Source organism: Bowmanella yangjiangensis (genome assembly GCF_017255015.1).
Lineage (GTDB): Bacteria > Pseudomonadota > Gammaproteobacteria > Enterobacterales > Alteromonadaceae > Bowmanella > Bowmanella yangjiangensis.
On the sequence record NZ_JAFKCS010000024.1, the window covers coordinates 27,205 to 53,460 of the forward strand.

A 26,256-nucleotide genomic window follows, 5' to 3' on the forward strand; every position below is an offset into this window, starting at 1 on the left:
AAAGGGGCTAAGCGCACATTTGGGGGAAATTAGAAGCTCTTTAAAACTTGAATCTCTTTTAGTATTTGCGATTCCAGTTCAGCTTCATGCTCTTCGCGCTCAAGTTGCATACGGCGCCTTTCTGGCTTAGGTAACTCACTGTAGGCTTTGTGGGTTGGCATATGTTTGATGCGCCCATAGAGCTCATGTAAAGCTGGAAAACGCTCAGCATAATCAGAGGCTTGATCAAAATTTTCCAGCAGTACGCAGAGTCTGATACTGCCTTCCGATAAGCCACACTGCTGTTGGTCGAGGGCTTGCGCTATAGTCTGAATACTTTGGCGGAGGTAATCTTCTCGCTGTTTAACAGTGGCCTGTTGTTGCTGTTTCTGACGTTTTAACTGGAATAAGAGTTGCCCGGCATAAAATGCCAGGGCAGCAATAATTAATACCGCCGCCACCAGAATGATGGTTATCAGAGGCGTGAAACTCATTTCTTAAACTGATCCAGATTAATTTTTTCAAATTTATCAAGTAAGTCGTCGTCATCGTCTTGCTCAGCTTCCGGGTCAATACCCATCAGTTGGCAAAGTTCCTGATGACGTGCAAGCTTACTGTCGACATACCGTTGTTCTTCGGCAGACAGCTTATCACCGGCGTCTAAGCGGTCCATCAGCGCGTCCAGGCGGGTATCTTGCTCTATTGACTTAAGTTCTGCAGCCGGTGAGAAATACTTAGCTTTAGGCTGGGCCTCAGACTTTTCGACCACCAATGGAACGGCCTTCTTACTGCCAAGCCTGGGATCCCGGGGCGCTTTGGCGAGCTGCTCTGCCTTCTTCGGGGTTACATTATTGCGGGTGCCGGCCGGTTTGCCTGTACGACGTTTAGGCTTCCTGTCTTGCTCAGGTTGCTGTTTTTTTGCTTTGTGGGTAAATGGCTGCTTAGGCATGAAAAGTCACTCTGATTGAATGCAGCTATTTTACACCTTGTCTCGGTACAAAAACACTACATCGGGTCCAGCAATCTCTAGCCGCAAGGAATATTGCTGCGCTATCCAGGTAAAGGTTGCCTCGCTAAAAAAGCACACATGGGTTTGATCATTCTTGTAGTGCCAGTTGGCAAAGCGCTCTTTATTGATCACTCGCTTTGTCATTATGCCCAGTGTGGCTTGAGGGGCCATCAGAGTTAACCACAGCTTGAGCACCTCACCAGGTTGATAAAAATGCTCAATAGCTTCTGTACAACAAATAAAATCAAAGGTACCTGTTGGCGCAGCGGGAAGATAAAAAGGGTCATAGCCAATGGTAGGGAAGCCTGACTCACTTAGCATGTTGGCAAGCACAGGGGCAGGGCCACAGCCGTAGTCAAGACCTTTGGCGCCTTGCTTCAAACGCTGTTTCAGAGGTTCAGCAAAGCGAGACAAAAAACGCAGATAGCCTTCGTCTGTGTGACTATTTTGGTGTAGGTCGTAGATTGCCTTTTCTGCATCAGGGAGAAGTCTTTGTGCCTCATTGACAAACACCAACTGACAACAATTACACTGCCAATAGTCTCTTTTTTTATCGGCATGATAATGGCTGACAAGCTGATGGCAACAAAGGGGGCAGGGCATAATGAATGAAGCACAAAAAGAAAAGGCGATAGTCTACCTATCGCCTTTCGTATAACCAAGTGCCAGATGACACTTCTCCCGTTTTATCGTTCATCCTGAACGGTGCAGACAGCCTTATCATACGCTTCCCTTATTTTTCTTATTCGCGAAGCTTTTTTGTTATTGGTCTTCCTGACGCTTTATTGGCTTTCCGTATAATTTCCAAGAGCGAGTTAAAACGCTAAGAACAACGTATGGCTTTCCCTTCCTGGGTGCACTGTAGTCCCTGTTGTTGATGCGAAAGAATACAGGATAAAAAATATTTTACAACTTTTTTACAATGGTTTTTTTAACAAGTTTTGGCGTATTTTTTAACTAGCGTAAAGCAGAATAAACACTGCTAAGCCGCTAAAACGCAAAAACCGACCTAGTTAGGTCGGCTTTCTATAGATGCACGCTATGACTAGTACAAGCCGCCTACATACTTTGACAGCAGCTCAATATCCGCATCCGTCAGTCGCATGGCTATGTCACGCATCATACCATTAGGGTCATTCACACGCTTACCGGCGCGGAAGTCCTCTAACTGCTTTTTCACATAGGTGGCATGTTGGCCGCTTATGTCAGGGAACTTGGCTAAGCCCATGCCATCTCCGCGAGGACCGTGGCAAGCCGCACAAGCAGCAATTCCGCGCTCCATATCGCCACCCAGGAACAACTTAGAACCTGCTTGAATGACATCTTCTGGTGTGCTGCCTGCATTTGCTTTCTGCGATGAGAAGTATGCAGCCATATCCTCAATATCTTGATCTGATAGCGGGGCAGCCATACCAGACATTACCGGATCATAACGGCCTTGTTCGCCATTAGTTTGAGCACCCAGGCGCAATTCCTGCAGTTGCTTGACGATATAGCTGGAATGTTGCCCAGCAATACTTGGATACATATCCACCAAACTATTGCCATCTGCGCCATGGCAGGCGGCACAACTAGCTGACTTCGCCTTGCCTGCTTCTGCGTCACCGGCGGCAACGGCTGGAAGAGTCATGGTCAGGCAAAGCATCAGGAAGATCTTTTTCATAGTAATTCTCGTTGAGCTTTTTATGGGCTGGCTACTGGTCTTGCCGTATTTTACACATTTAATCCGGCAAAAAAATATATTCCCAAGGATTTGTAGGGTTTTAGCAACTTCTTAGTTGCTTGGCAGGGGACAATGATATACTGGCAACTTGAGTGATGTCGGTATTTGACCGATGTAAATGCATATTTTTGAGGCCGAATCGGCCTGTCGGGAGACAATGTGAGTCATTACAGCCATGCAAAATTTGTATTAAGTGCTCCGGATATTCGGCACTTAGGCGCTGATCAAGGTGTAGAAGTTGCCTTCGCTGGCCGCTCAAATGCCGGGAAGTCCAGCGCGTTAAACCGTATTACGCGTCAGAAAGGCTTAGCTAGGACTAGTAAAACCCCTGGTCGAACACAGTTGATCAACGTTTTTGAATTAGATTCTGATCGTCGTCTGATTGATTTGCCTGGTTATGGCTTCGCTCAGGTGCCGGTGGAAATGAAGAAAAAGTGGCAACGAGCATTAGGCGAATACTTGCAGCAACGAAAAAGTTTGAAAGGCTTGGTTGTGCTGATGGATATTCGTCATCCCTTCAAAGATTTGGATCAGGAATTGATTCATTGGGCGGTAAACAGCAAGTTACCAGTGCTGGCCTTGTTGACCAAAGCCGACAAGTTAAAATCTGGTCAGCGAAAAGCACAATTGCTGATGGCAAGAGAGGCTAGTTTGGCCTTTTGTGGTGACGTTACCGTGCATGCCTTCTCATCACTTACCGGTGTGGGATTAGAAAACGTTGAACAGGTACTCAACCAATGGTTTGGATTACCTAGTAAACAAGATACCTCAGATATAGCGCCCGCTTCCTGACTTTCCTCTGACCATCTGCAAAAAAAAGCCCCATCCAACAGGACGGGGCCAGACACAAACTCAGGGACACACATAAACCGTATATTCAGACGGCCGAGTTTTTGAAAAGTTCACAAGAAAATAGATTTTTTTAAAAAAAGTTTTGGATGTCGATTTTCGCGGCTTGATGAATAGGTTGGGGCATAAAAAAAGCCCCGGCAGAGCCGGGGCCTAAAGCAAAGGTCTGAAAGATAGAACATCTTACCTCTGTACCCTACAGGTTGAATAATAACCACGTTATGGATAAAAGCAAGATATTTTTGTAATTAAATTACATTGGGTTAAAGTTGTGCAACTTCTCTAGTGTGCCTCGTCCCAGTTGTCCCCGAGGCCAGCTTCTACAACCAGTGGTACATTCAAACTGGCTGCTTGTTCCATCAGCTTAATTATTTTTTGCCTGTTTTCTTCCAGATTGTGTTCTTTTATTTCAAATACGAGTTCATCGTGTACCTGCATTATCATGCGTACATCACCATCTGGTTGCTGATCAATCCAGTTATCAACGGCCAACATAGCCTTCTTGATGATATCCGCAGCTGTCCCTTGCATGGGGGCGTTAATCGCTGCTCGCTCAGCTCCCTTGCGTCGAGCGGCATTGCTGGACTTGATTTCGGGCAGATAAAGCCTGCGACCAAATACGGTACTGACATATCCCTGTTCTTTAGCACGCTCCCGGGTTGTTTCCATATATTGCAGGACACCTGGATAGCGTTCGAAGTAAAGATCCATATAGTTTTGGGCTTCGGCGCGGGGGATATCCAATTGCTGTGACAGACCAAAGGCAGACATGCCGTATATCAGGCCAAAATTGATCGCCTTCGCACTGCGTCTTTGATCAGCTGTGACTTCTTCTAAGGGAACACCAAATACTTCTGAGGCCGTCGCTCTGTGAATATCCTTTCCAGCAGCGAATGCGGTCAGCAGTCCTTGGTCTGCTGACAAGTGCGCCATGATTCTCAGTTCGATTTGAGAGTAATCTGCCGCAACTATCTTGTAGCCAGGTGATGCCACAAAAGCTTGCCTTACCCGGCGCCCTTCTTCTGTTCTTATCGGAATATTTTGTAGGTTAGGGTCAGTAGAAGACAGTCGACCCGTTGCTGCAACGGCCTGGTGATAAGAGGTGTGTACGCGCCCGGTGCGATGATTGATCATCTTGGGTAGTTTGTCGGTGTAAGTATTTTTCAGCTTGCTCAGCCCCCGGTATTCCATCAACAGCTTGGGTAGCGGGTACTGATGAGCTAATACCTGTAATACATCTTCAGATGTAGAAGGCACTCCTTTGGGGGTTTTCTTAATCACAGGCAGGTTCATTTTTTCAAATAATATTTCCTGCAACTGCTTGGGTGAACCAAGGTTAAATTCGCAGCCTGCCAGCTCGTGTACTTGCTTTTCCAGCTCAATAATGCGGCTGGCAAGTTGCTGGCTTTGATGCTTGAGCTTTTGGCTGTCTATCAGTACACCTTGTACTTCCATTTTGGACAGCACGCTGGCGAGGGGAACTTCGATGTCGGTTAATATGCTTTTAAGCTCAGAAACCTGTTCCAACTCAGGCCAAATTGCCTGGTGCAGCCTTAATGTTATATCTGCATCTTCAGCGGCATAATGTGCCGCCTGTTCAAGGGGAATTTGGTTGAAAGTAAGTTGCTTGGCGCCTTTACCGGCAATGTCTTCAAAATGGACCGTTTTATGTCCCAGGAATCGCTCAGCCAGGCTGTCCATATCGTGGCGACCAGCAACGCTGTTACTTACATAGGATTCCAGCATGGTATCAAAGGCGATGCCTTGTAAATTGATGCCATGATTGGCCAATACATTCTTGTCGTACTTTATATGCTGTCCGACTTTCAAGCATTGGGGATTCTCCAGCAACGGCTTCAATTGCTGTAGTACCCAGTTTCGATCCAACTGCTCAGGGGCATCAACATAATCATGTCCGACCGGCAGGTAAGCTGCTTCACCCGGTGCGACGGCGAAACAAAAGCCCACTAACTCCGCTTCCATATAGTCCAGACTGGTTGTTTCTGTATCTAAGGCGATAAGCGGGGCTGCCTTAAGCTTGTCCAGCCAACGCAAAAAATGTGCTTCATCCAGAATTGTTTCATATTGGTCCGCGCTAATATCAGCGGCCATTGGAGATGCAGCTGCAGTGGCGTCAACCGGTGATTCATGCGCCAGCTCCTCTAACCAGCGCTTAAACTCCAGCTCTGCGAATAATGTTGCCAGTTTTTGCTTGTCAGCCTCTCCTGGGGTTAGTTCTTCTGGTCGTAAAGGAAGCTCAACATCGGTCTTGATTGTGGCTAATTGATAAGACAGTTTGGCCTGTGTTTCATATTCTTGCATCTTCGCAGCCATGGTCTTGGCGCCGCGAAATTCAAGCTGAGCAATGTCATTCAATCTGGAATAGATGTCATCTATTCCTCCCAGTCCCTGCAGCATAGCTAAAGCACTCTTGTCACCCACGCCGGGGACGCCTGGAATGTTGTCGACCTTGTCGCCTTTAAGTGCCAACAGGTCGATAATCAGTTCTGGGGGAACGCCAAATTTCTCCACCACGCCGGTTGGATCCATCAGGGTATTGGTCATGGTGTTGATCAATGTGACGTTGTCATCAACCAACTGGGCCATGTCCTTATCCCCGGTACTGATAAGGGTTGGGATCCCGGCTTCACTCGCCTGCCTGGCTAATGTGCCGATGACATCGTCTGCTTCAACACCTTCGATCACAATAATAGGTAAGCCCATGGCTTTAATGATTTCGTGAATCGGCTCAATCTGGACTCTCAGATCATCCGGCATGGGCGGACGATGCGCTTTGTATTCCGGATAGATATCATCCCGAAAGGTCTTACCTTTCGCATCAAACACAACGGCCATGTGAGTAGGATGAAATTGCTTGATCAAGCTGCGAAGCATATTGATCACACCGTATACGGCATTGGTCGGTTGGCCTTTAGAATTGGACAGATCCCTAATGGCGTGAAAAGCCCGGAATAAATAAGAAGATCCGTCTACTAATATCAGAGGATAAGCTGGTTGTGTCGACATGGTTTGGCGCTCTGGCGTATGAATGCCGGTAAGGATGCCACAAGCGGTGAGATTCAGCCACGCCTTGCTTTATCCACAACCTTTGTATGTTGTGGATAACTTTGTTGATGAAGTTTTCTCTTGCGCAGGAGTAAGCTTTACCCAGTTACAGGCAAATGCTTAAAAGTCTTTAAAATACTGGCTTGGTATCAAAACAGGGGACATCTAGACCTGTTGTTATTCTTATAATCCTTTGTGGATAACGCACGGGGAAGGAATTTGCACTTGGCCCCAGCGGAACGCTACTCTACCATACCCCTGAGTGAAGAAAAGCCCTGATTGGTTAATTTTTAGATTGATTGGCTATGTATTTTTTAACCAAATTGCATAAGCCAGTGTCCTCGCGCTCTGGAGCAGAAAATGAACAAAGTTGCTGTGATATTAAGTGGCAGTGGTGTATTTGATGGCGCTGAAATCCATGAATCGGTGTTGACCATGTTGGCGTTAAGTCAGCGAGGCGTCGCTTACCAGTGTTTCGCCCCCGATATATCGCAATTGCATGTGGTTAATCATCTGACTGGCGATGTGGTTGAAACAGAGCCGCGCAATGTTTTAGTTGAAGCGGCCAGAATTGCCCGGGGGAATGTACTACCTGTGTCTGCATTAGCTGCCGTTGACTATGATGCTTTGTTGGTACCTGGTGGCTTTGGTGCGGCAAAGAACCTGTGTAATTTTGCCCTGGTTGGTGCAAATTGCCAGGTGGAACCCAGCGTATTAAGAGCCTGCCGGGAATTTGCTGAATTAGCCAAGCCAACTGGCTATATGTGTATAGCGCCGGTTCTGGCGGCCCGTGTTTACGGCGAAGGGGTGAGGTTAACTATAGGTAATGATAAAGAGACTGCCGATGCCTTGCGTATTATGGGTGCCGAGCATGTTGACTGTGAGGTTGATGATATCGTGGTGGATAAGACGCATAAGCTGGTTACGACCCCGGCCTATATGTTAGCGAAAGATATTGCTGAGGCCGCACAAGGGATAAACAAGCTGGTTGACGCTGTTTTAGCGTTTCGCTGAGGAATGAGGATTGGATAGTCGTGCTGACAAAATCCTGTACTTATTGAAGAATCAGGGTGAGATGACCGCACAGCAGTTGGCAGAGGCCCTGCAGATAACCGCAATGGGTGCTCGACAGCATCTATTGCAGCTTGCAGATGATGAGTTGGTCAGCCACTCTTTCCAACCTGCCCTGATTGGTCGTCCCAAGCAATATTGGCATCTTACTGAGCTTGCACAGCGACGTTTTGCGGATATGCACAGCCAGCTGAGTGTGCATCTTCTTGAATCTGTGCGAGCCGAGTTTGGTGAAAGTGGCCTGCAGCAGGTTATTGCTCGTCGGGAAACCACGATGCGCCAGGATTATCTGGCCAAGATGAGTGGCCTGACAGACTTGGTGGAAAAGTTGGATTGCCTGTGTCAGATACGTAATCGCGAAGGTTACATGGCCAGTTGGCATGAGGAGCCTGGTGTTGGGTATTGGTTTGTTGAGAATCATTGCCCAATTTGTGCCGCCGCGAGATGTAGTGACGGGTTTTGCCAGTCTGAACTGGCGTTATTTCAGGCCTGCATTGGGGATAAGTTTAAGGTACAGCGTCAGGAGCATATATTGGATGGCGCAAGGCGCTGCGCTTACCTGATTACCCGCTGCGATAAGATGTCAGTCTGATTATTCTGGGGCCAGCGGGTTGAGCCTCCGTATCGCTACGGAGACTCACTAGTCATTATTCGCTGTCCTGAATATTGACCTGCTGTAATTGACCGTATCCTTTTACCCAGTCCTTAATGATTTCTGCTTGGCCCACCACTACAAATTGTAAATTCTGGCTTGGGAAGTATTGCTCTATAAGCGACTGACTCTTATCAACCGTTAAGGCATTCACTCTTTCTGAGAAACCGTTGATAAAATCTTCATCAAAGCCATAGATAAACATATCCGACATCAGTGAGGCAAGCTGAGCAGAGGTCTCGTAATTTGGCGGGAACTGGCCTTTCACATAAGCTTTGGCCGAGTCGAGAGTCGATTGATCAATACCTTGCTTCCACAATTTCTGGTAAGTCTGTAATGCCAAGTCAATGGCTTGCTTGGTGGTATCGGTTTTTGTAAAGGTTGAAATATAGAAGCTGCCGCCTTGCTGATGAGATTCAAAACGGCTGCGGGCGCCATAAGTCAACCCAGAGTTCACGCGTAATTCGTCATTCAGCCAAGAGGTAAAACGCCCACCTAAAATGGTGTTGATAACACTGACGGCGACATAGTCTGGATTGCTCATGGCCATACCTGCGCCACCAATCATAAAGGTGCTTTCCACCGCATCGGGTTTGTCCACCAGTAGGACTTGGGCTTGCTTAGGTTGCACCGGTGTTGTCAGTTTTGCCCGCGCGGGGGCTTTTCCCTGCCAGGTCGCAAACAATTTGCTCAACTTACTTTTAAGTTGCTTGGTGTCGAAATCGCCCGCCACTATTACGGCCGTGTTGTCCGGTGTGTACCAACGCTTATGAAAGGCCTTCACATCGGCAAGTGAGATGCCGGCAACCGAGGTATTTGAACCGTCGATCTCTGCCGCATAGGGATGCCCTTTGAATAGCTGAGCGTTAAAGTAATCCTTAATGACGGCTTTTGGACTTTCCGTTTTCTGTTGCAGATTGGCCAAATAACGTTGTTTATGTTTGGCAAACTCCTGGTCGTCAAACGCCGGGGTTAACAAGCTGTCTTTAACCCATTGCAGTACCTGGTCCAGATCCTTACTGGCCAGAGAGGCTGAAACACTGGAATATTCCAGCTCAGCGTCGGCATCAAGTTGAGCGCCAATAAAGTCCAGTTTCGCTTCCAACTCGGCACGCGGCAGTTGCTGAGTTCCTAATATCAGGTTGGCGGCGGTCAGTTTGGCCAGCCCCGCCTTGCTGTCATCTACAGCCCCGGCTTTAACTGTCACCACTAAGTCGATAAGCTGCACCTCATGCTGTTCCATCAAATACAACGTCAGGCCGTTTTGTAGTGTTACTTTTTCGTACTTGGGCAAACTAAAGCCTGCAGCCCAGCTACCCAGGCTGATACACACCAGGCTGATGCAGCCAATTACCTTATAAATCTTGTTCATGGCTATCCTCCTGAGCGTCCAGAATACCTACTGTACGATTGGCCTTCTTTAGATACTGGTTGGCGACACGTTGAATGTCGGCGACCTTTAGGGCTTCCAACTTTGTTGGGGCATCAAATAGCGCGCGATAGTCACCAAAGTACATTTCGTAGGTTCCCAGGGTATTAGCCTTGCCATTGATGGTGGCCATTTCTCGGTAAAAGTCGACGAGGCGGCGATTCTTAACTTTCTGCAGTTCCTGTTCCGTAATTCCTTCTTTCTTTATTTTTTGCAACTGGGCGATGATGCCCTGTTCCAATTGAGCTGAGGTTGTACCCGGGCTTGCTACTGCATAGATGTAAAACAGATTGGGGTCTATGGATTCAGGGAAGTAAGCGAAAAGTTCTGTCGCAAGTTGTTGGGAAAAAACCAGGCTGTCCTGCAATCTGGAGCTATTTCCGGTTGCCAAAATGTCGGCCAGAACCGACAGTGCGTAATAGTCTTCATGCCGTGAATTCGGTACATGAAATGCCATCATCAAATTGGGGCTGGACACCGACGCTTTGTGCAGATAAACCCGGCGCTCACCTTTTTGCTCAGGCTCGACGGTATGGACTTCTCGTGGGGGAGTTTGGGCTGGTATACCGGCAAAGTGTTTGTTGGCCAGCTTTTTCACCTCATCGACAGTGACATCACCGGCAACCACCATGACGGCATTGTTCGGTGCGTAGTAGGTTTTGTGGTACTGCACCAGATCTTGCAGGGACCAATTCTCAATATCAGATTCGTGACCAATTACCGACCAGCTATAAGGGTGGGCGCGAAAGGCGCTGCCTTTAACTTCTTCCCAAATTGCCCGGAAGTTAGAATTCTCCAGCCCTGTGGAACGCTCTGAAATCACCACGCCTCGCTCACTTTCCACCATTTGCGGGTCGATGGCTAAATGTTCGATGCGGTCTGCTTCAAGTTCAAAAATCAAATCCAGCTGTTCGGCCGGAAACCAGTTGGTGTATACGGTCAGATTTTCCGTCGTGTAGGCATTGTTGCTGCCGCCGGCAGCCTCCATAGTACGGTCAAACTCTTTAGGGCCGTACTTCTTGGCACCATTGAACATCATATGTTCGAAAAAGTGTGAGAGGCCGGTGATGCCTGGATACTCGTTGCGCGAGCCAACTCGCCAGAATAAATAGGAGTTCGCGTTGGGAATGGAGTGATCTTCCAGAACCAGGAATTTCATGCCATTGTCGAGGCTGAAAGTCTGCACCTTATCTTCCTGGTTACCCAGCGCTGGCAAGGCCAGTGCAGACAACAGACTCCATATTGCTATTTTTTTCATCCAAATCTCCGTAGGGTAGGGATCTAGGTAGTGTAAGTTTGTCTTTATCGTTAAACCAGTTGCCCCTTGTAAGAAACCTTTTCATTCAAAGCAAAGGCAAGAACTGAAATTGGGGCTTTTGATTTGATCTCAGTCGGTCAATAATTGGGTATTGACCATGCAACCAATCAACTCCTTATGTATCGGCGTGTTTATTTGGTGGGATTCCATCCACACCTACATCGGAAAATCCGTGAAACGGCCTTGGATATGGCGTTGCCGTTGCATTTTTTTCATGCATTGCAAGGCAACGCAGAACCGGTCGATTCAGCTGCAGCGCCCCTTGATAACTTATTAGGGGAGCGCTTGCGACAGAGCATCAATCAGTTTTTGCTCGGTAGTGCCGATTGGGTTGCCTTCGCGCTGACCAGTGAATCTGAAGTCAGGTCACTGGCGGGGGAGATTGCCGTTGCGGCGGCTCAGGGCAAGGCAATTGTGTTTTTACATGATTCAGGGTCTTCAGCCAGCCCCACTTGTTTGGACCAGGTTGCCTGTTATGTGGCGGACGATTATCTGCAGCTTTTGACATTTTTGGGGCAGCGCTCAGTGAAGGTAGCTAGCTAAGGAAAATATGCAGTACCGTACAATAATTAGGATACTCGGCCTGCTGGTTGCTTTGTTTAGCGTTACCATGATTCCGCCTGCTGTCGTTTCTTTAATATATGCTGATGGGGGCGGTTTGCCCTTTATGCTGGCATTTTTCCTCTGTTTGATTACCGGAATTCTCTCCTGGTATCCCAATCGCACCCACCGCAATGAACTTAGGGCCAAAGAGGGATTTCTGATTGTTGCATTATTCTGGACCGTACTGGCCAGTTTTGGTGCATTGCCTTTCTTACTACTTGAACAACCGCAAATGTCGGTTACCGATGCTTTCTTCGAGTCCTTCTCTGGATTAACCACTACGGGGGCAACGGTAATAGAGGGAATCGACTATTTGCCCAAAGCCGTACAGTTTTACCGCCAGCAACTGCAGTGGCTGGGCGGCATGGGGATCATTGTATTGGCGGTGGCCATATTGCCGATCTTGGGCGTAGGGGGGATGCAGCTATATCGTGCTGAAATTCCAGGTCCGGTTAAAGACTCAAAAATGACCCCCAGAATTGCGGATACCGCTAAGCATCTATGGTTCATCTATCTGGGGTTAACTATTGCCTGTATGGTTGCTTATTGGGCGGCCGGAATGAACTGGTTTGACGCTATCTGCCATGCGTTTTCAACCGTTGCCATTGGGGGCTTCTCCAATTATGACGCCAGCCTGGGGCATTTCGACAGCCCCGCCATCAACATGGTTTGTGTGGCATTCTTGTGGGTGTCGGCTCTTAATTTTGCCCTGCATTACAACGCGTTTAGCAATCGCAGCCTGAAAGCGTATTGGCACGACCCGGAGTTGCGGGCGTTTTTCCTGATTCAGTTTGTGCTGGTGGCGATCTGCTTTGCCACCCTAACTGCGCATAGCTGGTATGCTGATGTGGAAACCGCTTTGGACCAAGCGCTATTTCATGCTGTTTCAATCAGTACTACAGCCGGCTTTGCGACTGACAGCTTCGCAGATTGGCCGGTATTTCTGCCGATTTTGCTTATTTTTGCCAGCTTTATTGGCGGCTGTGCCAGTTCAACCGGCGGTGGTTTGAAAGTAGTTCGAGTGCTGTTGCTGTTTTTACAAGGCAAGCGGGAAGTAGACAGGCTCATTCACCCCAAAGCCATTTACTCGGTTAAGCTGGGTGACCGTGCCCTACCTGACAGGGTAGTCGAAGCGGTGTGGGGATTCTTTTCTGCCTACACTTTAGTGTTTCTGATTATTATGATCGCCTTAGTGGCGACCGGCATGGACAATATTACTGCCTTCTCTGCGACAGCGGCCTGTCTGAACAACCTGGGACCCGGGTTGGGGGCGGTTGCTGCTAATTTTGCCGATGTCACTGATGCAGGGAAATGGTGGCTTGTACTGGCCATGTTGTTTGGGCGACTGGAAGTGTTTTCTTTGCTGGTACTTTTCTCGCCCACATTTTGGCGGAGCTAACGCTGGCCCTGAAGGTACTTGTATAAATAACGGAGAGTGCTGTCCAGAGCACTGAAACGCTGGTTTTATCACCACTATCTGATAGAGTCTGTTTGTTTACATTTCTCATACAAACGGGCTCAATGGACCAACCAAGAAACGGAGCCTCTGGGGTTAACTTATGTTTGCTTATATAGCCCGCCATCCTATTCTGGACAGTGACCGGAATGTCTATGCCTATGAACTATTATTCAGGGATGGCAGGAAAAATTGCTTTCCGGATATTCGACCGGATGAAGCCACTTCCAAAATTTTAACCGGCAGCCACCTAACGCTGGGGCTGGAAGATATTGCCTGCCACAAGACGTCTTTTATAAATTTTCACAAAGAAACCTTATTACATGGTTTCCCCAGTATGCTGGACCCCGAATCGGTGGTGGTTGAGATCGTTGAGACCGTGCCTACAGACAGCAGCATGGTGACAGCCTGTAAACAGATAAAAGACATGGGCTACAAGCTTGCTCTGGATGACCACAATTTTGACCCCAAGTGGGATATGTTCCTGCCGTACGTTGATATCATCAAAGTAGATACGCTGCGTAGTGACTATGAAACCATTGCCCGCAATATCGAGAAATTCAAACAAGCCAAGGTGCAGCTAGTTGCTGAAAAAGTGGAAACCTATGAAGACTTTAATCGTTTCCGCGATTTGGGCTTTGATTACTTCCAGGGGTTCTTCTTCGCCAAACCGGAAGTTATACGTCAGCGTAGTTTACCGACATCTAAGCTGGCACTTTTAGAGTTGCTGCAAGAGAGCAGTAACCGAGATTTTAATTTTGAGCGCGTGAATGGCATTTTCGAGCGGGATGTCGGTTTATCCTACATGCTGCTGCGTTTTATCAATAATCCTACTATTAACAAGCGTTACAAGATTTCATCGCTGCGTCATGCTCTGAATTACCTGGGTGAAGTTGAGCTTAAGAAGTTCATTTCTATTCTGGCCTTGGCCAATATGGGTGAAGAAAAGCCCATGGAACTGTTACATCTATCCTTGGTGCGGGCTAAGTTCTGTGAGCTGGTTAGTCAGGCTAAGAAAGACCAGGATAATCCGCCCAAAGGTTTTCTGGTTGGTTTGTTTTCGTTGCTGGATGCATTACTCGATCAAAGTATGGAGCATTTGGTGCAAAAGCTGCCTATCGATGAAGAGATCAAACAGGCTTTGTGTGGGCAAGAAGGGCGCTTGAGGAATTATCTGAGCCTGGCCAGGGCTTTTGAAAGTGCCAATTGGTTGGCCTTGATCAAGCTGTCAGGAGAGCTAGACCTAAGCCAGAAGATGTTGCATGGGTTGTTTAACCAAGCCATTGTTTGGGGCAATGAGATCCGTCAGACCGTTTCCCCACATTTTCCGAAATCGCAGGTCAGAACTTAAACGTTGTGGCGTAAAAATGTGCGAACGACATAAAAAGTTCACGTTGAGTGTTGACAAGATTGGTCTGACTCAATAAAGTACGCGCACTTCTCGCCCAGGTGGTGGAATTGGTAGACACGCTAGCTTCAGGTGCTAGTGGCCGAAAGGCCGTGGAGGTTCAAGTCCTCTCCTGGGCACCAATTCTTGAAAAAAGCTCTAAACGTTAGTTTAGAGCTTTTTTCTTTTCTGCTTCTGAAACCCTGATGCTCCACAGCCTTAGCCAAAGAAGAAGGCGCTGGGTTGGAAGAGTTTTTCCACGTAGCTGATAAATTTCTTGTCGACTAAAAATAATACGACGTGATCATCTGCCTCGATAACAGTATCACCATGGGCAATAATCACTTCGTCTTTACGCACGATAGCACCAATGGTGGTGCCTGGAGGGAGCTTAATGTCATTTATGGCTTTGCCCACCACTTTGGATGTATTGGCATCACCATGGGCTATGGCCTCGATGGCTTCCGCAGCACCACGTCTGAGTGAATACACATTTACAACGTCGCCGCGTCTGACGTGAGTCAGCAGGGCCGAAATAGTCGCTTGCTGTGGTGAAATGGCGATGTCTATCTCTCCACCTTGTACGAGATCCACATAAGCGCTGCGCTGAATTAATACCATGGCCTTTTGGGCGCCCATGCGCTTGGCCAGCATTGCTGACATGATGTTGGCTTCGTCGTCATTGGTAACAGCAATAAATACATCTATCTGCTCAACCTGTTCTTCCAGCAACAACTCCTGATCAGAGGCATCGCCGCAAAACACTATGGTCTTTTTCAGGTTGGAAGAAAGGTATTTGGCTCTGTCCTGATTGAACTCGATCAGTTTAACCTGATGTTTTTCTTCCAACTGCCTGGCTAAGCCGGCACCAATCAGGCCACCTCCGGCAATCATGATGCGTTTGTAGCTGGCTTCCAGCTTCTGCAACTCACTCATTACCGCGCGAATATGCTTAGTAGCAGCGATGAAGAATACTTCATCATCTGCTTCTATGACGGTGGTTCCTAAAGGGCGAATGGGTTTACCGCGACGATAGATAGCCGCTACCCGGGTTTCCACATTCGGCATATGCTCTTTTAGAGCAGAAAGTGCATGCCCAACCAGCAGGCCACCATAATAGGCCTTAACTGCGACCAGGCTGACTTTGCCCTCGGCAAACTCTACGACCTGCAAGGCTCCTGGGTAATCGATTAAGCGTTTTATCGAGCGGGTCACCAGCTGTTCCGGGGCGATCAAGTGATTCACCGGTACATCTGAGTGCTTAAATAACTGCTCTTGGTAAACTAAGTACTGCTCTGAACGGATACGCGCGATCTTGGTAGGTGTTTTAAACAGTGTGTGCGCAACCTGGCACGCCATCATATTGGTTTCATCGCTATTGGTCACGGCGATGAGCATATCGGCATCTTCTGCACCGGCTTTCTTCAGGACGTCAGGATGGGAGCCAAACCCGGATACAACCTGCAAATCCAGTCGATCTTGCAGATTACGTAAAATGTCATAATCCGAGTCAATGACGGTGATTTCGTTTTTTTCACCCACCAGGTTCTCGGCAAGGGTTCCCCCTACCTGACCGGCGCCCACAATGATGATCTTCATAGTTTGCGGTTCTTAATGTTGGTCGACGTACTGGCCAAAATCTGTAAGCCCATATTCTGTTAAGACTTTATCAGTCTCGCATAGTAGAAACCATCCATTTGCCCTTCTCCGGGCAGGATTTGCCAGCCAGGGTTGTCAGTGCTGTCTTGTGCATGTAGGGGAGAGAGCACGGCATCAGGATGATTGGCTAGAAACTGCTTAACCTGCTCGCGGTTCTCATCGGGCAGTATTGAACAGGTGGCATACAGCAAGGTGCCGCCAGGTTTTAGCATTGGCCAGACTGCCGCTAATATCCGGCGTTGCAATTCGACCAGGGGAGGGATGTCTGTACCTTTGCGTAGCCATTTGATATCAGGGTGGCGGCGGATAACCCCGGTAGCTGAGCAGGGAGCATCCAACAAAATACGATCGAATGGCTTGCCATCCCACCAAGAGGATGGATCTGCAGCATCGCCACATATCACCTGGGCATGATGACCAAGCCGTTGCAGGTTCTCTTCTACCCGCTGTAAGCGAGTTGCATCGCTATCTAATGCCAGACACTCTATGTCAGCTTGCAATTCCAGCAGGTGACAGGTTTTTCCGCCGGGGGCTGCACAAGCGTCTAATACTCGGTCTTTGCTTTGCGGGGCTAGTAATGTTGCTGCCTGCTGAGCTGCACCGTCTTGGGCGGCAAACCAACCTTGTTGGTATCCGGGTAGCTGCGTCAGATCGTAGCCTTTGCTGAGTATCAGGGCGGGTTGCTTGTCATCCGGTACCCTATATTGAATGCCCTGTTCATCCAGCGCTTGGCAAAACTCGCTTGGATTAACTCGCGCCTGGTTTACTCTTAGCCAGATGGGGGCCTTGCTGTTCATTGCCTGACTAAGGTCATCCAACTTATCGGGATAGGCTTGCTGCAATTTCTTGAATAGCCATTTAGGTAATCCGGAACGAATCTGCGCGTCATCTGGTTGCTTATCCTGCATCTCCTGGCGGATAAAATTGCGCAGACATGCATTCACCAAGCCTTTGAGCCCTGGACATTTGAGTTCCTGGCAGGCCCCCACGGTTTCAGCAACGGCGGCATGCTGAGATACTCTGCTGAAGGCCAATTGATAGAAACCAAGCAAAATCAGGTGTTCAATAACCTTCTGATTGGATTTAAGCGGTTTATTCAGTAGTTGTCTTAGCCAATACTGCAGTATTGGCAATTGACGGAGTACGCCATACAACATCTCTTGCAACCAGGCTCGGTCTTGCTCTTTGTGCTTGGCTTGCAAAGCTGGCATCAATTCTCGAAGCGAATGCCCTTGCTCTAATACCTGAAACAGGGTGCGAGCGATGTCCGCCCTTAGGGTTGAGGCTTTCAATTCAGTGTATTTCCGGGTAAAAACAGATCTTTTCTTGCATTTAGGATGTCAGCTACTGGCATGGCCTTTTTGCCTGCCAATTGGATAACCTCTAAGCGTAAGCTTTGTGCTGCTGTTGCGACCAGTATGCCTTGTTTACTGACCTCGAGAATTTCTCCTGGAACACCTTCTCTTGGTTCTACGCTGGCTTGCCACACCTTAACCGGTTGACCGTCCAATTCGAAGAAACAAACAGGCCAGGGGTTAAAAGCCCGAATATTGCGTTCCAGTTGTTCAGCATTGGCTTGCCAGTCCAATCGAGCCTCTTCTTTGGAAAGTTTTTCTGCGTAGTTTGCCAGATTGTTATCCTGAGGTTCAGCTGTGAGGGTCTCTAACTGCGCCAGAGTCTCCACCAAGGCCTTGGGACCAAGTTCCGCGAGCTTCTCATATAAGCTTGCACTGGTATCAGAAGGCTCAATTGGCAATGCTGCTTTTTGCAGCATGGCGCCAGTGTCCAGGCCCTTGTCCATCTGCATAATGGTTACGCCGGTTTGTTGGTCACCAGCCCAAATTGAACGTTGAATTGGTGCGGCACCTCGCCATCTGGGGAGCAAAGAGCCATGCACATTCAGGCAACCTAGTCGGGGAGCGTCCAGCACGGCTTGAGGTAAAATAAGTCCGTAAGCGACCACTACCATGACATCCGCGTTTAATTCGGCAAGTTGTTGTTGTGCTTCGGCACTTTTTAAGGTCTCTGGTTGGAATACCGGGATCTCATGTTGCAGGGCTAATTGCTTAACGGCACTCGGCTGCAGCTTTTTACCCCGACCCGCTGGTTGATCTGTCTTGGTATAGACGGCGATAACCTGGTGAGAAGAATTCAATAAGGCTTGCAGATGCCGGGCAGCAAAGTCAGGCGTACCGGCAAATATTATTTTCAATGACGTGCTCAACGGAACCTCAGGCTTTTTCTAACAGGCGGGCTTCTTTTTCCAGCTTCTTGCGAATTCGTTGGCGTTTCAGGGGCGATAGGTAGTCAACGAAGAGCACGCCACGAAGATGATCGAGTTCATGTTGGATACAAATAGCCAGCAATCCTTCCGCTTCAAGGGTGAACTCTTTACCTTCTCTATCCAATGCCGTCACTTTGATACGTTCGGCACGGTCGACTTTCGCGTAGTTATTAGGTACGGATAAGCAGCCTTCTTCACTAATGGTGGTACCGTGCTTTTCGGTAATTTCCGGATTGATGAATACCAATGGCTGGTCTTGATCTTCTGAAACGTCCATAACGACCAAACGCATATGAACATTCACCTGAGTGGCGGCTAAACCAATGCCATTCTCGGCTTTCATTGTTTCAAACATGTCGTCAACGAGTTTACGGATCTCGTCATTTACTTCCGCAACGGGTTTAGCGACAGTGCGCAAACGTTCATCAGGGAAACGTAGAACTTCTAATTTGGCCATTGATATCTTCAGCTACACTAGTTAATGGATCCAAGCATATGGATTCTTATACGAATTGCCATAAATGGCTATTTAATACTTGGCTTTAACGGTTATTCTAGCCCAATCGCTGGTAAAAAATAATAGCCGCTCCGTTTTGATTAGGTATGAATCAACGTCCGTAAGCATGTCGCAGTGGGGCGTGATGGTCGGCTCATTGGGGGAGTTATGCGACTTAAGTTGTCTAGATGGTTTGTATGGCTGTGCTTGTTTCCTGCCTGGTGCATGGCAATTACGGTTAAGCCAGATGCACCCGAAATATATGTGGTGAAGAAAGGGGATACCTTGTGGGATATCTCTTCGCTGTATTTGGACCAGCCCTGGCAGTGGCCTGAGCTTTGGCGTCACAACAGCCAAATTAAGAATCCTCACCTGATTTACCCTGGTGATGAACTAAGGCTGGAATGGGGGGCTGATGGCCAGCCAACGCTGGTAATGAATCGCACTGAGGAACCCAAAACAACCATTAAGCTATCACCAAGTGGTAAGCGCATTGATAAGTCTGCCACCGCCATCCCGGTGTTGCCTTGGACTGTGGTGCAACCATTTATTGAAAACGGCTTAGTCATGTCAGAAGAAGAATACCAGGCCCTGCCCAAGTTGCTTGGTGATTATGACGGAAGCATTCGCTATGCCAGTGGTGACATGGTGGTCGGTGAGTTCGGTGATACCGGGCAAGATATGTTGTTGTTACGTCAACAAGGTACGATTCGTGACATGCATGACAACGTAATTGGCGTGCAGGTTCGTCACGTAGCTGATGCCAGTTTACTGCCGACCGAGCAGGAACGTCTGATGCTGGTAAACTTGCATGACGCTAATTTTGAGGCGGTTCAGGGCGACCGCATTGGTGCCCGTTCGCTATTACAGCAAGGGCAAGATCTCGAATTGCAGGCGGTTGGAGATGTGCGTGGTCACATTATAGGTAACCTTCGCGAACACAATATGATGGGTAAACTTGATATTGTCGTTCTGGATCTAGGTGAGCAGGATGGCATACTGGCTGGCTCAGTGATGGGGATATATCTTCCCGGCCCGAAATTGGATACCAGCGATACGCCGGATTACGCAGAAAGTGACACTTGGCTGTTTGGTCTGGCTGAAAATGAGAATGTTGTTACCGCTCCTCCTTTGAAAGTAGGGGAGCTGGTTGTGTTCAGGGTGTTTGAAAATACAAGCTACGGGTTGATTGTCAAAGCCTCTAACATCATCAAAAGAGGCGCCTTGGTCGCTCATCCGTAGGTCATCATGACTGTGCAAGGATTAGCATGTCTACTGAAGCGGAGTTGTATGCATGGCTCGTATTGGACCAGGTCCCTGGGCTTGGTTCTGATGAACTGGAACAGCTAACTCAATTAACGTCAAACAACGCATCCGCATTGTTTGATCTTGAAGACCAACAGTTGCGGCAGCTTGGCTGGAAAGCAAAGCAAGTTGCCGCGTTCAGAAATCCAGACAAAGCCTGGATTGACGATGCGTTGCACTGGCTGCAAAGTTCGCCGGAACATGCCATCCTAACTTACCGAAGCGATACGTACCCTAAGCTTCTTCAACAACTGTTTCGCCCTCCCGTAGTCCTTTACTGTAAAGGCAATGTTTCACTGCTTGATGAACCGCAACTGGCAATAGTGGGCAGTCGTAATCCAACACCAACGGGTCATCAGTTTGCATTTGATATTGCTGCCCAACTGGTAGCTGCGGGGCTGGTGGTTACCAGCGGATTAGCTTTGGGTATTGATGGCTGGGCACACAAAGGCGCACTTGAAGCTAAAGGTAAAACTATTGCCGTCTTGGGCTCTGGGCTGGCTAAGCCTTATCCGCGCAGAAATGTCGGCCTGTCAGAGCAAATATGCAATGGCGGTGGGTGCCTGATATCAGAGTTTGCGCCGCAATTGGGGGCGAGGGCCGAACATTTTCCGAGGCGCAATCGTATAATTAGCGGCTTAAGTTTGGGAACCCTGGTGGTCGAGGCCGCTATTCGCAGTGGTTCGTTGATTACTGCCAGATGTGCATTGGAGCAAGGTCGGGATGTATTTGCTGTTCCGGGCAGCATCTTTAATCCTCTTGCTCAGGGTTGTCATTATTTAATCAAACAGGGGGCCAAGCTGGTGGAAGGTGTTGAAGACATTCTCGAAGAATATCAAAATCTTGCTTTAGGACGGCAAAATTATGCCTGTTCTCAACAGGAAAAAAGTGATGAGAATGGCTTGGCAAAGGATATATTGTTGGGTAGTGTAGAATTTGAAGTCACATCTATAGATGTGATTGCACAGCGCAGCGGCTTGCCGGTGACACAAGTGCTTGCACAATTACTAGAATATGAGCTGCGTGGCCTGGTAGCTGCCGTCCCCGGTGGTTACGTCAAGTTGAGGGGAAAATAGTATGTTTGACATCCTCATGTATCTGTTCGAAAACTTCATCCATAGTGAAACCGAGATTCGCGTCGACCAAGACGAGTTGACCGATGAACTGGTGCGTGCCGGTTTTCATCATGATGAGATCTACAAAGCCTTGTCCTGGTTGGAGAAGCTGGCAGCTTTGCAAGAGTCCGATACCAATCCCTATCTGGCTCATATGTCTGCAATGCCTGTCACTCGTATCTTCACACAGGAAGAGGAGATGCGACTGGACGTTGAATGTCGAGGCTTTTTGATGTTCTTAGAGCAAATCAAAGTGCTTGATGCCAGTACCCGTGAAATGGTGATTGACCGGGTGATGGAGATCGATGCAGCAGAGTTTTGCCTGGAAGATCTCAAATGGGTAGTGTTGATGGTACTGTTTAATGTACCCGGCAAGGAAAACGCCTACGCGCAAATGGAAGACCTACTGTTCGAGGAGCCTGAAGGGCCTCTGCACTAGCGTTATTGCCTACCTACAACGCTTAGATATTAAGCGAGCTCTGATTATGACATAATCCGTTTATGTCAAAGATAGATCACTCCCTATTTAACGCCGACGAACATGCTCTGGAGCATGCCTATGGCAATTGCCCTTTGTGTGATGCCAAGTTGCAAATTCGTTCGGGTAAAAGTGGACCTTTCCTCGGTTGCAGTCGTTATCCACACTGCCATTTCAGTAAACCGCTGCATGAATACCAAAGCCACGAAGTAAAAGTGATTGAAGGGGCGCAGTGCCCTGAATGTCAATCTCCTCTGGCGGTGAAGAAAGGCCGATTTGGTTTGTTCATCGGTTGCACCAACTTTCCACAATGCCACCATATTGAAAAACTCGAGCAAAAGCAGGAAAGCCTGGTTAGCTGCCCACAATGTAAAACCGGGAAACTGCATAGACGTACAAATAAGTATGGAAAGAGTTTTTTTGCCTGTGATGGCTATCCAGATTGTCGCTATCTGCTGAATTTTCCGCCTGTGGCGAAAAGCTGCTCTGCTTGTGGTTGGCCTATTATGATGCGCAAAGGGCATACCTTGGTTTGCCCACAGAAGGCTTGTCAGCATAAGGAAACGGATGACTAACTGGCATTGCACTTCGGCAAGCTTATATTAATATGCCGGCAAACTGGTAAACCTAGTATGGGAAGTCCTGTCTTGAACTTTGATGCAGAATTAAAATCGGCCTTTGATGATGGGGAAATTTTTGCTTATCCAACCGAAGCGGTTTTCGGTTTGGGTTGCGACCCGGATAACGAACAAGCAGTGATGAAAATCCTGGAGTTAAAACAAAGGCCTGTCGAAAAAGGCGTGATTTTAATTGCCAGTAACTATTCGCAATTATTCCCTTATGTCAAGGACGAAGCGATTCCAATGGACCGTCGCACAGAGATCGTATCCAGCTGGCCAGGACCGCACACTTGGTTGCTACCTAAATCCGATAAAGCACCAGATTGGATCACCGGCGGTTCTCCGTTGATTGCGGTGCGGGTTACTGCTCACCCTGTGGTACGAGCCTTGTGTGATTTCCTCGGCAAGCCACTTGTGTCAACCAGCGCTAATTTGGCAGGTCATGAGCCAGCCAGAACGGCGGCAGAGGTGGAACAGGAGTTTGGTGAAAAAGTCAGAATCATTCATGCGCAGGTTGGACAACAAGCCCAGCCTACCCAGATCCGCCACGGTCTGACTGGTCAAGTTATCAGAGCCTAGGAACAAATCATGTCCAATGTAAATTTAGAGCAGGTAAAGCAGTTTTTACTGGGTTTACAAAACAGTATTTGCCAGACACTTGAGTTGGTCGATGGCAAAGGGAATTTTGTGGAAGATAACTGGCAGCGCGAAGAAGGTGGCGGCGGCCGCACCCGGGTGATGCGTAAAGGGCAAGTAATAGAGCAGGGCGGTGTGAACTTCTCTCATGTGTTCGGGACACAGCTTCCCCCATCAGCGACTGCAGCCCGGCCTGAACTGGCAGGACGCAGTTTCCAGGCTATGGGGGTATCTTTAGTTATTCATCCGCATAACCCCTTTGTGCCCACCTCCCATGCCAATGTGCGCTTTTTTGTGGCAGAGAAAGACGGTGAAGCACCTGTATGGTGGTTTGGTGGCGGTTTTGATTTAACGCCTTTTTATCCATTCCGAGAAGATGTTCAGCATTGGCACAATGTCGCACGTAACTTGTGCCTGCCTTTTGGCGATGACGTTTACCCTAAGTACAAGCAATGGTGCGATGATTACTTTTTCCTCAAGCATCGTAATGAAACCCGTGGTGTAGGTGGTTTGTTCTTCGATGATTTGAATGAATGGGGCTTTGAAAAGAGCTTTGCCTTTATGCAGGCCGTGGGGAATGGCTATCTGGATGCCTATGTACCCATCATTGAAAATCGTAAACAAATGCCTTTTGGTGAACAGGAGCGTGAATTCCAGTTGTATCGTCGTGGTCGCTATGTGGAATTCAACCTGGTGTACGACCGTGGCACCTTGTTTGGTTTGCAAACCGGCGGCCGCACAGAGTCTATTTTGATGTCTATGCCACCACTGGCTCGCTGGGAATATGATTACACGCCATTACCTGGAAGCAGGGAAGAGCAGTTGTACCAGCACTACCTCAAACCTGTGGACTGGCTGGCCGAGATTTAATCCTGATTTTTCATATGCTGCGCCAAAGGCACCAGATTTTGCCAGATAATCTGGCGCAGCCTCTTGTCTTCAACGCATTGTTTTAGTGCGAGATTCATACAATACAACCATTGGCTGATCATCAGGCCATTCACCGGAGCGTGTAGGTGCCGGGCTCTTAATCTGGGATGGCCGTATTTTTGCTCAAACAGAGGCGGTCCGCCTAGCCAACCACTCATGAATTCAAAAAATTTCTGGCGGGTTTCGGTCAGATCGGCTTTGTGAATGGCCAACAACTCTGCGGCTTTTGGATCCGTCTGCATAATGTCATAGAAGCAATTGCACAGGCGTGCGGTCACTTGTTCCCCTCCAATCATTTGATAGAGGCTGGTGGGTTTGTCGTCAGCTTGTTTCTGGGTTAGGCTCCCCAGCCAATCAGTCATTTTCTTAAGTACCATGGATCAATACGCTGTCTTCGGTAATCCCATTGCGCATAGCAAGTCACCTTTTATTCATAAGATGTTTGCCGAGCAAACCGGACAATCATTGGAGTATTCGGCGATCTTATCACCCCTTGATGGTTTTGCGGATACCATCCAGGCCTTCATTACGTCTGGAGGTAAGGGGGCAAATGTGACGGTTCCTTTTAAAGAGCAGGCTTATAAGCTGGCTGACCAACTGTCGGAAGCGGCTGAACAGGCCGGGGCGGTGAATACCCTTACTTATAAAGAAGGGAAATTATTTGGTGACAATACAGACGGCATCGGATTGGTCAAAGACCTGCTATTTCATGGTGTGGTACTGCAAGGTAAAAAGATCCTGATCATTGGTGCAGGTGGCGCAACCCGAGGCGTGGTGTTACCTATCCTGGAACAAACCCCGGCCTCGTTGCATATTGCTAACCGTACTGCAGAGAAAGCATTAAACCTGGCTAAACACTTCGCTTCGTTTGCCAGGGTTACCGGCAGTGGCCTGAATGATATTCCCGATACTTCCTTTGATCTTATTATCAATGCCTCATCATCAAGCTTATCCGGTGATGCCCCCAACATAGATGCTGCCTATATGGTTAATAAGCCGGTGTGCTACGACATGGTATACGGTAAAGAAGACACGGCGTTTAATCTTTGGTGCCAACAGCAAGGAGCAAGCATGACCCTGGATGGTCTGGGTATGCTGGTCGAGCAGGCGGCGCAAAGTTTCTATTTATGGCGGGGAGTAATGCCCGACACCCAGCCGGTTCGTCAGGCATTAAGGAATATGCTGGCTCAGTCCTGAGCCAGATAATCTTCTTTTAATTCTACATAGTTAATGGCGGACTGTTTAAGAAACGCCAGTTCACTGTCGGTAAGTCTGCGGGCCTGTTTCACTGGGCTGCCGACATACAGGTAACCTGATTCCAGGGTTTTACCAGGTGGCACTAAGCTTCCCGCGCCAATAAATATGTCATCTCCGACTATGGCGCCGTCCATAATAATTGCACCCATTCCAACTAAAATACGGTTTCCCAGTGTGCAGCCATGTAACATGCACTTATGACCGACAGTGACATCATCGCCTATTATTAGCGGATAACCGGCCGGATGCTGCGTCGACTTCCTCGTTACGTGTAGTACGGTACCATCCTGAACATTAGTGCGAGCACCAATACGGATATGATTAACATCACCTCGGGCCGCAACTAATGGCCAAATACTGCTGTCATCGCCTAATTCAATGTCACCTTTTAATACAGCACTGTCATCAACGTAGCAATTTTGCCCAAGTTTGGGATATGCCTTCTTATAAAATCCTAAGCTCATTTCACTCTTTTCCGCTGTTTGAACAGGAGTATAGTAGCAAAAATGGACGTTTAATGCCTTAAATGCTCAATAACTCATCAAACGATAAATTTTCTGCAAAAACCAGTTGACGGCTTCGCTGAAATCTCTAGAATGCGCACCACTTCGACGGGGTAGCCCGGCAGGCCAGGAAGGCAGAAGGATTCAGGGAACGGCAAGCAACGAAAGAATAAAAAGTTGCTTGACACAGAAAACGGATAGCGTAGAATGCGCGTCCCGCTTGAGAGAGGGAAGCCTCACTTAAGCCGCCTGATAAGGCACTGTTCTTTAACAATTAGCAACGAGACAATCTGTGTGGGCACTCGTTAACGAGTGTCGGCTCAAGAAATTCATGATTTACATTTAATTGAAGAGTTTGATCATGGCTCAGATTGAACGCTGGCGGCAGGCCTAACACATGCAAGTCGAGCGGTAGCACAGAGGAGCTTGCT

At 48.2% G+C, this 26,256-nt stretch carries 26 protein-coding genes, 1 tRNA gene and 1 rRNA gene; 15 read left to right on the forward strand and 13 right to left on the reverse strand.

The window, feature by feature from the left end; all coding sequences use genetic code 11:
• Positions 1-29: 29 nt before the first annotated feature.
• From J0A65_RS18370 to J0A65_RS18385, 4 genes are all read right to left on the reverse strand, one after another.
• On the reverse strand, positions 30-473 hold the full coding sequence (locus J0A65_RS18370) for a DUF2489 domain-containing protein (protein ID WP_206595804.1): 444 nt from the start codon (positions 471-473) through the stop codon (positions 30-32).
• Positions 470-928, reverse strand: a complete 459-nt coding sequence (gene yihI / locus J0A65_RS18375; RefSeq protein WP_206595805.1) for a Der GTPase-activating protein YihI — start codon at positions 926-928, stop codon at positions 470-472. The genes J0A65_RS18370 and yihI overlap by 4 nt, the downstream gene beginning before the upstream one ends.
• A 30-nt stretch (positions 929-958) precedes the next feature.
• Positions 959-1,591, reverse strand: coding sequence for a class I SAM-dependent methyltransferase (locus J0A65_RS18380; RefSeq protein ID WP_206595806.1), 633 nt, complete (start codon positions 1,589-1,591; stop codon positions 959-961).
• Positions 1,592-2,033: 442 nt separating this feature from the next.
• Positions 2,034-2,651 carry a c-type cytochrome gene (locus J0A65_RS18385; RefSeq protein ID WP_206595807.1) on the reverse strand — a complete coding sequence of 206 codons (618 nt, stop codon included), beginning with the start codon at positions 2,649-2,651 and terminating at the stop codon, positions 2,034-2,036.
• A 219-nt stretch (positions 2,652-2,870) separates the two neighbouring features.
• Between J0A65_RS18385 and yihA the strand changes: the two genes are divergently transcribed.
• Entirely contained in the window at positions 2,871-3,503 is a 633-nt protein-coding gene (yihA, locus tag J0A65_RS18390; RefSeq protein ID WP_206595808.1) for a ribosome biogenesis GTP-binding protein YihA/YsxC, read from the forward strand.
• Positions 3,504-3,842: 339 nt separating this feature from the next.
• On the opposite strand, the gene polA is transcribed toward yihA, so the two are convergent.
• Positions 3,843-6,587 (reverse strand): DNA polymerase I, encoded by a 2,745-nt coding sequence (gene polA, locus J0A65_RS18395; RefSeq protein ID WP_206595809.1) that lies wholly within the window; start codon positions 6,585-6,587, stop codon positions 3,843-3,845.
• 399 nt (positions 6,588-6,986) lie between these two features.
• On the opposite strand from polA, the gene elbB reads away from it, so the two are divergent.
• Both elbB and J0A65_RS18405 read left to right on the forward strand, forming a co-directional pair.
• The gene (gene elbB, locus J0A65_RS18400; RefSeq protein ID WP_206595810.1) at positions 6,987-7,640 is read left to right on the forward strand and encodes an isoprenoid biosynthesis glyoxalase ElbB; all 654 of its coding nucleotides are present in this window, start codon (positions 6,987-6,989) and stop codon (positions 7,638-7,640) included.
• A 10-nt stretch (positions 7,641-7,650) separates the two neighbouring features.
• Entirely contained in the window at positions 7,651-8,289 is a 639-nt protein-coding gene (locus tag J0A65_RS18405) for a helix-turn-helix transcriptional regulator (protein WP_206595811.1), read from the forward strand.
• A gap of 55 nt (positions 8,290-8,344) precedes the next feature.
• Here J0A65_RS18405 and J0A65_RS18410 read toward each other — a convergent pair whose 3' ends face one another.
• On the reverse strand, positions 8,345-9,721 hold the full coding sequence (locus J0A65_RS18410) for a M16 family metallopeptidase (protein ID WP_206595812.1): 1,377 nt from the start codon (positions 9,719-9,721) through the stop codon (positions 8,345-8,347).
• Positions 9,705-11,036 (reverse strand): M16 family metallopeptidase, encoded by a 1,332-nt coding sequence (locus J0A65_RS18415; RefSeq protein WP_206595813.1) that lies wholly within the window; start codon positions 11,034-11,036, stop codon positions 9,705-9,707. The genes J0A65_RS18410 and J0A65_RS18415 overlap by 17 nt, the downstream gene beginning before the upstream one ends.
• Before the next feature lie 177 nt (positions 11,037-11,213).
• Here J0A65_RS18415 and J0A65_RS18420 point away from each other — a divergent pair, with 177 nt between their 5' ends.
• From J0A65_RS18420 to J0A65_RS18435, 4 genes are all read left to right on the forward strand, one after another.
• The gene (locus tag J0A65_RS18420) at positions 11,214-11,639 is read left to right on the forward strand and encodes a hypothetical protein (protein ID WP_206595814.1); all 426 of its coding nucleotides are present in this window, start codon (positions 11,214-11,216) and stop codon (positions 11,637-11,639) included.
• A 7-nt stretch (positions 11,640-11,646) separates the two neighbouring features.
• Complete coding sequence (locus J0A65_RS18425) at positions 11,647-13,098, forward strand: TrkH family potassium uptake protein (protein WP_206595815.1); 1,452 nt, start codon at positions 11,647-11,649, stop codon at positions 13,096-13,098.
• Between the two features lie 160 nt (positions 13,099-13,258).
• The gene (locus J0A65_RS18430) at positions 13,259-14,506 is read left to right on the forward strand and encodes an EAL and HDOD domain-containing protein (protein ID WP_206595816.1); all 1,248 of its coding nucleotides are present in this window, start codon (positions 13,259-13,261) and stop codon (positions 14,504-14,506) included.
• Between the two features lie 92 nt (positions 14,507-14,598).
• Positions 14,599-14,685: transfer RNA gene (locus tag J0A65_RS18435), tRNA-Leu, on the forward strand.
• Positions 14,686-14,761: 76 nt separating this feature from the next.
• Here J0A65_RS18435 and trkA read toward each other — a convergent pair.
• Genes trkA through def form a run of 4 tightly spaced genes read right to left on the reverse strand, consistent with a single transcriptional unit; the run spans position 14,762 to position 18,942 of the window.
• On the reverse strand, positions 14,762-16,141 hold the full coding sequence (trkA, locus tag J0A65_RS18440; protein ID WP_206595817.1) for a Trk system potassium transporter TrkA: 1,380 nt from the start codon (positions 16,139-16,141) through the stop codon (positions 14,762-14,764).
• A gap of 59 nt (positions 16,142-16,200) precedes the next feature.
• On the reverse strand, positions 16,201-17,493 hold the full coding sequence (gene rsmB / locus J0A65_RS18445) for a 16S rRNA (cytosine(967)-C(5))-methyltransferase RsmB (protein ID WP_206595818.1): 1,293 nt from the start codon (positions 17,491-17,493) through the stop codon (positions 16,201-16,203).
• Positions 17,490-18,425: a methionyl-tRNA formyltransferase gene (gene fmt, locus J0A65_RS18450; RefSeq protein ID WP_206595819.1), complete on the reverse strand. Its 936-nt coding sequence runs from the start codon at positions 18,423-18,425 to the stop codon at positions 17,490-17,492. Before fmt ends, rsmB begins: the two co-directional genes overlap by 4 nt.
• Before the next feature lie 7 nt (positions 18,426-18,432).
• Positions 18,433-18,942: a peptide deformylase gene (gene def, locus J0A65_RS18455; protein WP_206595820.1), complete on the reverse strand. Its 510-nt coding sequence runs from the start codon at positions 18,940-18,942 to the stop codon at positions 18,433-18,435.
• A 219-nt stretch (positions 18,943-19,161) separates the two neighbouring features.
• On the opposite strand from def, the gene J0A65_RS18460 reads away from it, so the two are divergent.
• The 6 genes from J0A65_RS18460 to hemF all read left to right on the forward strand — a co-directional run bounded on the left by J0A65_RS18460 (position 19,162) and on the right by hemF (position 24,005).
• A complete protein-coding gene (locus J0A65_RS18460) occupies positions 19,162-20,223 on the forward strand; it encodes a LysM peptidoglycan-binding domain-containing protein (RefSeq protein ID WP_206595821.1) in 1,062 nt (353 codons plus the stop codon).
• 26 nt (positions 20,224-20,249) lie between these two features.
• A complete protein-coding gene (dprA, locus tag J0A65_RS18465; RefSeq protein WP_206595822.1) occupies positions 20,250-21,362 on the forward strand; it encodes a DNA-processing protein DprA in 1,113 nt (370 codons plus the stop codon).
• A 1-nt stretch (position 21,363) separates the two neighbouring features.
• Complete coding sequence (locus J0A65_RS18470; RefSeq protein ID WP_206595823.1) at positions 21,364-21,840, forward strand: DUF494 family protein; 477 nt, start codon at positions 21,364-21,366, stop codon at positions 21,838-21,840.
• Between the two features lie 62 nt (positions 21,841-21,902).
• Complete coding sequence (locus J0A65_RS18475) at positions 21,903-22,454, forward strand: DNA topoisomerase family protein (RefSeq protein WP_206595824.1); 552 nt, start codon at positions 21,903-21,905, stop codon at positions 22,452-22,454.
• Between the two features lie 57 nt (positions 22,455-22,511).
• Positions 22,512-23,078, forward strand: coding sequence for an L-threonylcarbamoyladenylate synthase type 1 TsaC (gene tsaC, locus J0A65_RS18480; RefSeq protein WP_206595825.1), 567 nt, complete (start codon positions 22,512-22,514; stop codon positions 23,076-23,078).
• Between the two features lie 9 nt (positions 23,079-23,087).
• A complete protein-coding gene (hemF, locus tag J0A65_RS18485) occupies positions 23,088-24,005 on the forward strand; it encodes an oxygen-dependent coproporphyrinogen oxidase (protein ID WP_206595826.1) in 918 nt (305 codons plus the stop codon).
• Here hemF and J0A65_RS18490 read toward each other — a convergent pair.
• Positions 24,002-24,427 carry a group II truncated hemoglobin gene (locus tag J0A65_RS18490; RefSeq protein ID WP_206595827.1) on the reverse strand — a complete coding sequence of 142 codons (426 nt, stop codon included), beginning with the start codon at positions 24,425-24,427 and terminating at the stop codon, positions 24,002-24,004. The two genes, hemF and J0A65_RS18490, sit on opposite strands and share 4 nt — an antisense overlap.
• A 13-nt stretch (positions 24,428-24,440) precedes the next feature.
• On the opposite strand from J0A65_RS18490, the gene aroE reads away from it, so the two are divergent.
• Positions 24,441-25,262, forward strand: coding sequence for a shikimate dehydrogenase (gene aroE, locus J0A65_RS18495; RefSeq protein ID WP_206595828.1), 822 nt, complete (start codon positions 24,441-24,443; stop codon positions 25,260-25,262).
• Here aroE and J0A65_RS18500 read toward each other — a convergent pair.
• Entirely contained in the window at positions 25,253-25,786 is a 534-nt protein-coding gene (locus J0A65_RS18500) for a gamma carbonic anhydrase family protein (protein WP_206595829.1), read from the reverse strand. The genes aroE and J0A65_RS18500 overlap by 10 nt on opposite strands.
• A 382-nt stretch (positions 25,787-26,168) precedes the next feature.
• Between J0A65_RS18500 and J0A65_RS18505 the strand changes: the two genes are divergently transcribed.
• A 16S ribosomal RNA gene (locus J0A65_RS18505) occupies positions 26,169-26,256 on the forward strand; the annotation flags it as partial.

Bases quoted from the DNA above. Each gene is read 5' to 3' on its own strand.
- J0A65_RS18420 (WP_206595814.1), top strand. From the start codon at position 11,214: ATGTATCGGCGTGTTTATTTGGTGGGATTCCATCCACACCTACATCGG.
- hemF (WP_206595826.1), top strand. From the start codon at position 23,088: ATGTCCAATGTAAATTTAGAGCAGGTAAAGCAGTTTTTACTGGGTTTA.
- aroE (WP_206595828.1), top strand. From the start codon at position 24,441: ATGGATCAATACGCTGTCTTCGGTAATCCCATTGCGCATAGCAAGTCA.
- tsaC (WP_206595825.1), top strand. From the start codon at position 22,512: ATGGGAAGTCCTGTCTTGAACTTTGATGCAGAATTAAAATCGGCCTTT.
- J0A65_RS18475 (WP_206595824.1), top strand. From the start codon at position 21,903: ATGTCAAAGATAGATCACTCCCTATTTAACGCCGACGAACATGCTCTG.
- J0A65_RS18380 (WP_206595806.1), bottom strand. From the start codon at position 1,591: ATGCCCTGCCCCCTTTGTTGCCATCAGCTTGTCAGCCATTATCATGCC.
- J0A65_RS18410 (WP_206595812.1), bottom strand. From the start codon at position 9,721: ATGAACAAGATTTATAAGGTAATTGGCTGCATCAGCCTGGTGTGTATC.
- J0A65_RS18425 (WP_206595815.1), top strand. From the start codon at position 11,647: ATGCAGTACCGTACAATAATTAGGATACTCGGCCTGCTGGTTGCTTTG.
- J0A65_RS18470 (WP_206595823.1), top strand. From the start codon at position 21,364: ATGTTTGACATCCTCATGTATCTGTTCGAAAACTTCATCCATAGTGAA.
- J0A65_RS18490 (WP_206595827.1), bottom strand. From the start codon at position 24,427: ATGACTGATTGGCTGGGGAGCCTAACCCAGAAACAAGCTGACGACAAA.
- yihI (WP_206595805.1), bottom strand. From the start codon at position 928: ATGCCTAAGCAGCCATTTACCCACAAAGCAAAAAAACAGCAACCTGAG.
- J0A65_RS18415 (WP_206595813.1), bottom strand. From the start codon at position 11,036: ATGAAAAAAATAGCAATATGGAGTCTGTTGTCTGCACTGGCCTTGCCA.
- dprA (WP_206595822.1), top strand. From the start codon at position 20,250: ATGTCTACTGAAGCGGAGTTGTATGCATGGCTCGTATTGGACCAGGTC.
- J0A65_RS18370 (WP_206595804.1), bottom strand. From the start codon at position 473: ATGAGTTTCACGCCTCTGATAACCATCATTCTGGTGGCGGCGGTATTA.
- polA (WP_206595809.1), bottom strand. From the start codon at position 6,587: ATGTCGACACAACCAGCTTATCCTCTGATATTAGTAGACGGATCTTCT.
- J0A65_RS18385 (WP_206595807.1), bottom strand. From the start codon at position 2,651: ATGAAAAAGATCTTCCTGATGCTTTGCCTGACCATGACTCTTCCAGCC.
- def (WP_206595820.1), bottom strand. From the start codon at position 18,942: ATGGCCAAATTAGAAGTTCTACGTTTCCCTGATGAACGTTTGCGCACT.
- J0A65_RS18500 (WP_206595829.1), bottom strand. From the start codon at position 25,786: ATGAGCTTAGGATTTTATAAGAAGGCATATCCCAAACTTGGGCAAAAT.
- J0A65_RS18430 (WP_206595816.1), top strand. From the start codon at position 13,259: ATGTTTGCTTATATAGCCCGCCATCCTATTCTGGACAGTGACCGGAAT.
- trkA (WP_206595817.1), bottom strand. From the start codon at position 16,141: ATGAAGATCATCATTGTGGGCGCCGGTCAGGTAGGGGGAACCCTTGCC.
- elbB (WP_206595810.1), top strand. From the start codon at position 6,987: ATGAACAAAGTTGCTGTGATATTAAGTGGCAGTGGTGTATTTGATGGC.